The following is a 2,645-nucleotide window of genomic DNA, read 5'->3' as shown; positions in this document are numbered from 1 at the left end:
TATCTATACATAATAATATTATTTAAGAATTGTATCAGATTTCCTTATAAAAATCATGTTTATAAGGAAAGTGTTAAAGAGTGTAAGTATTCTTAAGGTTGAAAAAATATTGCGGTTGATAGTATAGACTGTATCAAGACTTTAAATAGAAATTGTATATTTAGTCATCCTTTGAATTGTAAAGTTTTTTTAGTGATTTGTAAGTGGAGATGCAAAATTGCATATAAAATGATGAGTATCTTTTTTTTGGTGAGATTTTTATTTTTAATCTGAAAATTAACATTTGTAAAAATGTTGGGAAAGGATATAAAATAAGAACGTGTATTCTTACAGAGTGGAATAGTATTGCCACTAAATAGGGAGGCTTTTTTATGATATATCGAATTAAAGATGCAGAAATATACTATGAAATTGTGGGAGAGGGTAAACCAGTCATTATCATACATGGCTGTGCCCCTGACCATAGGTTAATGATGAAATGTATGGAATCAGTATTTCAGAAATATGAAGGTTATAAGCGAATATATATTGATTTACCTGGAATGGGAAAATCGAATGCTCCAAATTGGATAAATAGTTCAGATCGTATAGTAGAAGTGCTTATCACATTTATTGAGGAAATCATTTCTACTGAAAAATTTTTATTGGTAGGAGAATCATATGGAGGCTATTTAGCCAAAGGTATACTTGCAAAGATGTTTGAGAGAGTTAGCGGATTACTATTAGTATGTCCTGTTGTTGTAGCGGAGCCAGAAAAAAGGATTCTTCCAGATAAACAGGTAATTGTACAAGATGAGGAATTTTTAAATACGCTCACTTCCACAGAAAGAGAGGAATTTTGTGAGTTAGCTGTAATAGCAAATGAATATACATATAAGCGATTTAAAGAAGAAATTAAGCCTGGGTTAGATGTTGCTAATTATGAATTTATTGAAAGGTTGCAAAAGAATTACTCTCTTACTATGGATTTTCAGCGTGAAAAATATGAAAATCCCGTTCTTTTACTGACTGGAAGACAAGATATATCAGTAGGTTATCAAAATATTATAGAAATTATTGAAGAATATCCAAGGGCAACATTAGCAGTGTTAGATATGGCAGGGCATAATTTGCAAATTGAGCAGCCTGAATTATTTGAGAGTTTAGTAGGAGAATGGATTAGACGAACAAATCAGCACAGTTTATAAAGTATTGTAGTATTACGCCTAAGTGTTGAAATGGGATAAATGAACGTGATTTATTAACTTATCTCGCTATTTTCCTGTAAAAGCCCGATTAGTAAGGGCTAATTAAAGTTTCACTTTATAAAAAATTTTAAGGAGAAATTATGAGCACATATATTTATATGGTTAGACATGGTGAATCACCAAAACTAGAAGGAAATGAAAGAATGCGCGGGTTAACTGAGAGGGGACATATGGATGCCCGTAGAGTAACTGACATATTAAAAGCGGAGAGGATTGATACTTTTATTTCCAGTCCTTATAATCGGGCTATGCTAACGATAGAGGAGTCAGCTAATTTCCATGAAAAAGAAATAGTAGTATATGAAAATCTTAAAGAGTGTATGTTTTCAAGTGAGGATCAGGTTATATCAGACAAAGAGGTGTATCCACTTGTACAGAAGATGTTCTCTAATCCGGACTTTGCACGAACGGAAGGAGAGTCATATGCAGATTGCCAGAGAAGAGTAGTGAAAGTATTAAAAGAAATCTTATTGGATTTTCAAGGACGCAAAATTGTAATTGGTACACATGGGCTTGTCATGACATTAATGATAAATTATTTTGATAAACAATATGGTTTTGAATTTTTAATGAATACGTCAAAACCGGATATATATAAGATGGAGTTTAAAGAAGAACAATTAATGAATGTGGAGAGATTATGGAAAGAGGAATAAAATTAGTTGCATGGATTTTGTTGTAAAAGTTACTTTTATAGCAAAGTCTTTTTTTTTGAATAGAAAGCATCTTTATCAACTATTTTTAGAATGTTAAATAAATAAGTAATTATTCAGTCTTTGAATAAATTATGGAGAAATTGGTTTAGGGAAACAATTTTAAATGTGTCAAAACTCCAAACGTTGGATTTATATTCAATAGGAGAAAAAGATGTAGAATTTTGTCTTACAGTCCCCGTTTACTTTTCATTTCATTACATATAGGCTTTGTGGTGTAAGGGGGACATTGCCTTTACACAAAATCTATAAGGAGGTCATTGTAATGAAACAGATTAAAAAGTTTGCGGGAGTTGCTTTAGCGGGGACGATTGGATTAAGTGGACTACTGTTTTTAGAACCAAGTGTAAGCGTTGCGGAAGCACAGCAAGTGAGAGTGGAAAATTTCAATACAATTGATGTAACGATGAATCTAAATGAATTGTATGTATTAAGTGGCAGAAGTATTGATATTCTTTCTGGAGATAAAGAAGCAATTCAGTTAAATAAATACACAATTAGTTTTAATAAACCTGGGAAGTATGTGATTAAAGTAAATGGCTGTATTTATGATGATGTATATACTTTTATTGTAAATGAGTAGTATATATTCTTAAATTGCGAGATAAAAACAGAAACACCCTATTTGCGATGAGAGTCGTAAATAGGGTGAATTTATTTGTATTAAGCTGTACTTTAAATATGT

The 2,645-nt window shown here is 31.3% G+C and carries 3 protein-coding genes; all 3 read left to right on the top strand.

Going from position 1 to position 2,645, the window contains the following annotated elements:
- Positions 1-371: 371 nt before the first annotated feature.
- The gene (locus ABWK52_RS22220; RefSeq protein WP_000640336.1) at positions 372-1,187 is read left to right on the top strand and encodes an alpha/beta fold hydrolase; all 816 of its coding nucleotides are present in this window, start codon (positions 372-374) and stop codon (positions 1,185-1,187) included.
- A gap of 140 nt (positions 1,188-1,327) precedes the next feature.
- Positions 1,328-1,903: a histidine phosphatase family protein gene (locus ABWK52_RS22215; RefSeq protein WP_000109177.1), complete on the top strand. Its 576-nt coding sequence runs from the start codon at positions 1,328-1,330 to the stop codon at positions 1,901-1,903.
- Between the two features lie 322 nt (positions 1,904-2,225).
- Complete coding sequence (locus ABWK52_RS22210) at positions 2,226-2,543, top strand: hypothetical protein (RefSeq protein ID WP_000809497.1); 318 nt, start codon at positions 2,226-2,228, stop codon at positions 2,541-2,543.
- The last annotated feature ends 102 nt before the right edge of the window (positions 2,544-2,645 follow it).

Origin of the sequence: Bacillus sp. AP50, from assembly GCF_040492675.1 — a bacterium.
In the GTDB taxonomy this organism is placed as follows: Bacteria; Bacillota; Bacilli; order Bacillales; family Bacillaceae_G; genus Bacillus_A; species Bacillus_A cereus.
Note: the sequence above shows the minus strand (reverse complement) of the source record. Positions and strands in the feature narration are given on the sequence as shown.